We start from the raw sequence: 6,464 nt of genomic DNA, 5'->3' as shown, positions 1-6,464 counted from the left end.
CCCTGCGACCGCGACGAGAAGGTTCACGGATTTCTGCTCCACGTCGGGCTCTACGTGTCGGCCAGGGCGGTGAGAAAGGCCGTGGCCTCGTCCGGGCCGGTTGCGAAAAAGGCGTCGTCCCGGGCGCACAACGCCGCCCCGCCCGGGGCGCAGATTCCGGCCCGGGCCAGCTTGTCCGCATATCTGGCCATCAGCCGGTCCATGGCAGCCCCAGTTCCCGGGCTGTGTCGGCCAGGGGAAGCCCGGCGGGCGTCAACCCCCGGATGCGGTAATAGGCGGCCCGGGCGGCCAAAAAGGCGGCCCGGTCGATGGGCGGCACGGCGAAATCCTCTCCCGGCGTGCCGGGCTCGGTGAAAAACCGGGCCGGCAGGTCGTCCTGGCCCGCCGTAAACCCCCTGCGGGCATTGATGATCCGCTCGGCATAGACCACGCGCTCCCCGGCCCGGGCCATCTCCCCGGGGTCGGCCGGGTGGCCGGTGGCGGCGCAGAGGGCCGGGGCCAGTTCCTCCAGGGAGGCGGCCAGGGCCAGATACGGGCAGGCCACCAGGCTGTCCAGGGCGGCCAGGGCGTTTTCGGCCTGGAAGAGGATGCGGGCCTTGCCCGCGAAGTCGAAACGGTCCGTGGCCACGGGTTTGCGCAGCACCTCGTGGCCGATGCTAAAGGCCCGCAGGTGGCAGCCGCCCCGGGTGGAGACGGCGTAGGACAGGGCCAGGCCGTAGGCCCCGCGCGGGTCGTAGGCCCCAAGCTCCAGACCCTTGACGGCCATGGCCGCCTCGGGGCGTCCCGCCTCCCGGGCATAAGCCGCCGCGCCCCGGGCCAGCTCCCGGCCAAGGCCCCGGCCATGCCCCATGTCGTCCACCAGGGCCGATAGCCGCGACGGGGACAGGGGCCGGCCGCTGATCTCGGCATGGCAGGCCAGGGCCGAGGCGGCGGAGACCGGGTCCAGCCCCAGGTCGATGCAGCGCGCGTTGGCGGCCACGGCGGTTGTCAGGTCGGGATTGTCCACCAGGGCCGTGAAATGGGACAGGGCGTCCAGGTCCGGCAGGGGGGTTCCGTCCGCCGCCATCCGGCCGCAGGGCAGGTGGCAGGCCCGGCAGCCCGTGCGGCGCGGGGCATAGCCCCGGGCCAGGGCCGGGGCGTTGACCGCCTTTTGGCCGGGAAACCGGGTGGCGCGAAAATTTCGGGTGGGGGTCATGCCCAGGCTGTCCGTCAGGTCCATCAGGGCGGCCGTGCCAAAGCGGGAGAGGCCGTGGGCCCCGGCCAGGGCCGGGGAGGCGGCCGTCAGGCGCATGAGGTCCGCCCGGGCCAGGGAAAGCCCGGCGGCATCGGCCACCTGGACGGCTCGCGAACCGGAGACGGCCACATAGACCAGGTTTTTTGCGGCCAGGCACAGCCCCAGGCCGCCGCGCAGGACGTGTCCCGGCCTCCCGGCGACCACCCCGGCCAGGGCCGCGCCGGTCCAGGCCGCCGGGCCCGTACGCAGCACCTCCCCGGGGAAACGCAACCGGGCCGCGATGTCCGTGGCCCCAAGGGCCGTCCAGTCCGGGCAGGGCCGCAGGACGGCCTGGCCATCCACGATCTCAAGCCCCGACGGTACGTCCGCCCGGCCGACGACAACCACCCCGGCAAGTCCGGACCCGGCCAGGGCGAAGGCCAGCCGTCCCCCGGCCTGGGCGTCGAAGACGGTCCCGGTCAGGGGGGAGATTGCGGCCACGATGGACCGGCCGCACAAGGGGACGGTGGTTCCGGACAGGGGGCCGCCAAAAAGGCACAGGGGCATGTCCGGGTGGTCGAAGGGCAGGTTGGCGTAGGGCAAAAGCTCCATGACCGCACGCCCCCGGCCGCCGGGAAAGCCCGATGCGCAGGGATTGGCGGTGCGCTCCGGGTGCGCGGTGGCGGCGTCGAGGCGGACGCGCAGGATGTCGCCGGGGGATACGCTCATGGCCCATCCTGGGTACCAGAGCGGTCCGCTCCCGGCAATCCCGGCAAAAAAACCTCCCGGCTGTGTTTTTTTCCTAAACCTTGGCCCGTCCTGGCCGATAAGAGATGCCAAGAGGCTCTTGCCCAAGGAATCGGCCATGTATATCGACACCCTTTCCCTGTCCTTCGGGACCAATACGCTTTTGAGCGGCACGACCGGGAGTTCCGGCACGTCCTCGAAACGCGGCGCGACCCTGGCCGTGTCCCAGACCTCCATCGGCCGGGAGGAGATCGAGACCTTCGCCGCCGAGATACGGCGGCGGGCCGATCTGGGCGTGTCCACGACGGATGCGGACCAGACCGGGGACGCCGGGACCGGTGAGGCCGCAGACTCCAAGGGCGCGGCCCTGGCCGCCTCCCTGGCCGACGCCGTGGATTTCATCCGCGAAGAGTACGGGTCCGACGCGGCCACGGCCACCATGGGGCTGGTGCTGCAAAACGTGGGCGACGGGGCCCTGACCGAGGAGAATTTGAGCAACGGGCTGGTGGCGGCCCTGAAGTTCATCGACAAAAACCTCGGCACGGCGGCGGGCGACCGGGTCATCTCGAAGTTCAACGGCTCGCTCAACGACTCCATGAACCGCTATTTCGAAAACGGCCACGAGGAACTGTTTGTCGCCGTGGAAAACGGCGTGGCCTCCACGGGGGCCGCCGCCTCGACCGCGCTCACGCTGGAGACGGTCGCGGACAGCGACGACGAGGACAGCCAGAGCGCCGAAGACGGCATCCTGGCCATGCTCAAGGAAATCTCCATCCAGCGCGACGCCGAGAACGCCTCGGCGGGCGGGGACGCCACCATGGCCGATCCCTACGCGGCCTACACGGCCACCTCGCTTCAGACCTCCGGGATGCTTCTCAACACCACCATCTAGGCCCATGCCGTTCACGGGACGCGGCCGTCTTGCGGCGTCTGCGTCTTTGCCCTTTTCCCGCCTGCTTCCTGACACGGCAATGTAGTATTTCTTCTCAATATACGGCAGCGGCGTCTTTTCAAGGGGGCGGCGTTGGTGCGGCGTTTTGACGCGAAGAGTTTTCTTTGTCGGCCAGACTTCAAAAAGGGGGTTGTGCAACAGGGGTTGCACCATGGCCATGTTCCTTTCACTTTGGTGTGCAGGTGTGCAAAATCCGCTTTACATCGGGAAATATCGTTTTCGACCCTAAACGGATGGCCATGAACGCCGATACGAATGGCGGGGAGAAAACGCGGCGCGTCCCGGAACGGCAGGGGCGATCCTCCGGCCCGGGACGCAACGCGCGAAAAGCCACCCAGGGAGCACGACCATGACCCACCCCGCCCACGCCGTCCGATTGCCGCAGTACGCCGTCCCGCCCGGGCCGCAGCCCGAACCGGGATTTTCCAACGTCCTGGTGGTGGCCGAAACCGAAGGCCATGGCCGCGTGGACCGGGAGTTCCTGAAAAAGGCCCGCATCTTTTCGCCCCGGGTGGTCTATTCCGCCAAACAGGCCATGGAGGCGCTCTCCCGGCACGGCGCGGACCTTCTCCTGTGCGACGGCCGCCTCACGGACGCCACGGGCCTTGAGTTTGTGGCCGCCATCAAGGCGCATCCCCGCCTGAAGCTCCTCCCGATCATCATGCTCAGCCTGGAGAATAGCCGGGAAGCGGTCATCGAGGCCGCGCGGCTTGGGGTGTGCGGCTACCTGCTGCGTCCCTATTCCCAGGCCGCCTTTTCCAGATACCTGGCCCTGGCCCGGGCCATGCGCGAATTCACCCTGGACGCCGCGGCCGGGATGGCCCAGGCCGCCCGGGAGGTTTTGTCCGGCCGCGCCGACGGCCAGGATGCCGGGATCATCCCCGTGCCGCCCCTGCCGACCGTCGGGGCGGGGGGCGCTGCCGCCCTTTCACCCGAGGAGGCCCCGCGATTCTACCGGCTGGGACTGCGGCGGCTGGCGGCCGAGGACTACGAAGCGGCGGCCCAGGCCTTTTCCCGGGCCACGACGGTCAACGCCCTGTACGTGGAGGCCCACCTGGGGCTGGCCGAGACCTACCGGGCCAGGGGCGACGCGCGGCGCTACCGCGAGGCCATGAAGCGGGCGGCGGACGCCTGCGTCCGGGCCCGGCGCTTCGAGGCCTTGCGCGACCAGTTCGCCCGCATGCTGCAGGCGGATGCCGAGGGGTTCAATCCCTTTTTCGCCCTGGGCAACGAGAATCTGCGCTCCCGGGACTACCAGGGGGCCGTGGCCAGCTACCGCGACGCCCTGTCGCTTGATCCGGACAAGGGGGACATCTTCCTGCAACTCGGCAAGGCCTACCACTTCCTGCGCCGCAAGGATCTGGCGGTCAAGGCCGTGAGCCGGGGGATGGAGCTTGGCGGGGAGTCGTCCGAGGCCAAGGCCCTGCTTTTCCGGCTCACGGGCCGCGATCCCGACGCCGTGGAGGCCCTGGGACGGGAAGATGATGCGGGCGTGGCCCTGCCGTGGGCCCTGCGCGTGGCCTGCCGGGTGGCCGGACTGGTCACCGAGGGCCTGTACAAACTGCGTCGCCAGGCGGCCTGAGCCGCAATCCTCCACGGGTTGCGCGGCGGCTTCATTCCGGACGGAGCCGGGACGGGGCGCCCCTGGGGACGGCCGTGTCCGGGCGACATGCCCCGGGTCCGCCCCAACATTGACTTTTGCCCTGTCCGCGCTCAAATTGGCTCCATGGGGCGCGAACATACGACCTTTCGCGCGCGCCGCGCGCCGCATGGCCTTTCCCGGGGCGCGGCCGTGTTGTTGCCCCTGGCGGCCGTCCTCGTTTGTGCGTTTTTCCCGGCCTTCTCCCGCGCCGCGGAAATGTCCCCCGACCAGAAGATCCTGCACGTCTTAAACCGCCTGACCTACGGGCCGGCCCCCGGCGACGTGGAGCGCGTGCGGGGCATGGGGGTGGCGGCCTTCATCGCCGAGCAGCTCGAACCGGACGCCATTCCCCAATCCAGGGAGCTTGCGGCCCGCCTGGAGGCCCTGCCCACCACGCGCCTTGGCACGGTGGAGCTTTTCCGGGAATACGGCCCCACCCCGGACAAGTCCGGGGGGCTTGGCCCCAGCCAGGTCTTGGCCGCCCGGGACCGGGCCGGGATCGTGACCCGGGAGGCGGCCGACGCCAGGCTGTTGCGGGCGGTGGCCGATCCCGCCCAACTGCGCGAACTCCTGGTGGATTTCTGGTACAACCACTTCAACGTGGACGCGGGCAAGGGGCTGGCCCGGCTTTGGGCCGGAGCCTATGAGCGCGAGGCCATCCGGCCCTACGTGCTGGGGCGTTTTCTGGATCTTTTGGCGGCCACGGCCATGCATCCGGCCATGCTCATCGCCCTGGAGAACTGGCGCAACGTGGCCCCGCGCGGGGAGGCGGCCGCATCGGCGTCGGCCGAACCCGCCGCCCCGGGGCCGCAAAACGGGGACGACCGGCCGGACGAAACCCCGGCCCCGACCGAAAACGACGCCCAGGGCATCGACACGACCTATGCCGCAACGCTTCTGGCCGCGCATACCCTGGGCGACGCCACGGCCTTTTCCGCCGCCGACGTGACGGCCCTGGCCCGGGTGTTTACGGGCTGGCGCATCGGCGCGCCGCGTTCGGAGACGGATAAAAACGGGTTTGTCTTCGATCAGAAGGCCCATGACCCCACGGACAAGGCCTTTCTGGGCGCGACCATCCAGGGCGGCGGCATGGCCGAGGGCGCGGCGGCGCTGCGGTTTCTGGCCGAGCATCCGGCCACGGCAGGGCACGTCTGCCGTCGGCTGGCCGCCTATTTTCTGGCCGGGGAACCCTCGCCCGGGCTGGTGAAACGGTTGTCTGCGGTTTTTTTGCAGTCCGGGGGCGAGATACGGGCGGTTTTGACCACGCTTTTTTCCGATGCCGAGTTTTTCGACGAAAAGCGGCGTCTGGCCGGATTCAAGTCCCCCCTGCGCCATGTGGTCTCGGCCGTCCGGGCCACGGGGGCCATACCGGACGCCCCCACCCCCCTGGCCGGGGTTCTGGGCCGCCTGGGGATGCCCCTGTACCATTGCCCGGACCCGGCGGGCTACGCCCTGGCCCCGGCGGGCGCGCCCACAGCCCGGGACATGGCCGCCCGGGTGTCCTTCGCCGCCGATCTGGCCTCGGGGCGGCTGCCCCTGTGGGACGAGCTTCCCAAGGGCCTGGCGCCCCAGGCTCTTCTGGCCGCCCTGGGTCGGGTCCAGACCGCCCAGGCTGCCCAGGCTGCCCAGGCTGCGGAGACGCCCGGGATGAAATCGTCCGGAAAGGCGAAATCCGCCGGGAAACGGGCCGCGCATGCCGCATCCGCCCGCGCCACGGGCCGGAATGAACCCGTGATCGACGCGGCGGCCATCCTTTGCGGGCCGGATTTCGTGAGGTACTGAGGCCATGCTGCGGACATGTCCAACCCGGATGGGGCGCGTCGCATGAACCGTCGCCGTTTTCTCCACGCCCTGGCGGGCCGTAACCGAAACCGCCGTCTTCCAGAACATCATCTGCTACACCTGACCCC

General features: G+C 70.0%; 5 protein-coding genes. 3 read left to right on the top strand and 2 right to left on the bottom strand.

Features of this window, described 5'->3' with window-relative positions; genetic code table 11:
* Window positions 1–50 precede the first annotated feature (50 nt).
* Together V3572_RS03545 and V3572_RS03540 are read right to left on the bottom strand one after the other, a co-directional pair.
* Complete coding sequence (locus tag V3572_RS03545) at window positions 51–191, bottom strand: hypothetical protein (RefSeq protein WP_332109595.1); 141 nt, start codon at window positions 189–191, stop codon at window positions 51–53.
* Window positions 191–1,942, bottom strand: a complete 1,752-nt coding sequence (locus tag V3572_RS03540) for an aldehyde ferredoxin oxidoreductase C-terminal domain-containing protein (protein WP_332109594.1) — start codon at window positions 1,940–1,942, stop codon at window positions 191–193. The genes V3572_RS03545 and V3572_RS03540 overlap by 1 nt, the downstream gene beginning before the upstream one ends.
* Before the next feature lie 136 nt (window positions 1,943–2,078).
* On the opposite strand from V3572_RS03540, the gene V3572_RS03535 reads away from it, so the two are divergent.
* From V3572_RS03535 to V3572_RS03525, 3 genes are all read left to right on the top strand, one after another.
* Complete coding sequence (locus V3572_RS03535; RefSeq protein ID WP_332109593.1) at window positions 2,079–2,852, top strand: hypothetical protein; 774 nt, start codon at window positions 2,079–2,081, stop codon at window positions 2,850–2,852.
* Window positions 2,853–3,261: 409 nt separating this feature from the next.
* Window positions 3,262–4,494, top strand: a complete 1,233-nt coding sequence (locus V3572_RS03530; protein ID WP_332109592.1) for a response regulator — start codon at window positions 3,262–3,264, stop codon at window positions 4,492–4,494.
* Window positions 4,495–4,770: 276 nt separating this feature from the next.
* Entirely contained in the window at window positions 4,771–6,336 is a 1,566-nt protein-coding gene (locus V3572_RS03525) for a DUF1800 domain-containing protein (RefSeq protein ID WP_332109590.1), read from the top strand.
* Window positions 6,337–6,464: the final 128 nt, after the last annotated feature.

Source organism: Desulfolutivibrio sp. (assembly GCF_036584575.1).
GTDB lineage: Bacteria > Desulfobacterota > Desulfovibrionia > Desulfovibrionales > Desulfovibrionaceae > Desulfolutivibrio.
This window is presented reverse-complemented; position numbering and strand designations above follow the sequence as displayed.